The sequence below is a fragment of the Pseudomonas uvaldensis genome, from assembly GCF_021271205.1.
Taxonomy (GTDB): Bacteria; Pseudomonadota; Gammaproteobacteria; order Pseudomonadales; family Pseudomonadaceae; genus Aquipseudomonas; species Aquipseudomonas uvaldensis.
In genome coordinates, this window is the sequence record NZ_JAIWKS010000063.1 from 1 (window position 1) to 224 (window position 224).

The window sequence follows — 224 nt, forward strand, 5'->3', positions numbered from 1 at the left end:
GGACCTGCGGAAAGCACGTCGTTGAAGGCAGAGCCTATGACGGTTTCGATATTCGCCAACGTGCTGCCTTCGGCCTCTCCACCCGTTCCTGCAGTTCCCGTCCCGGTACGGATATTGATGTTTACCCCGGCTGTCGAACCCGAGTAGTCGACCGTATCGACCCCGGCACCGCCGTCGAAATCGATACCGCTGCCATCGCCAATGAACGTGTCGTTGAAGTTCGA

General features: G+C 58.5%; 1 pseudogene. It reads right to left on the minus strand.

The window, feature by feature from the left end:
* Positions 1-224: pseudogene (locus LCU97_RS26600) on the minus strand (hypothetical protein); the annotation flags it as partial.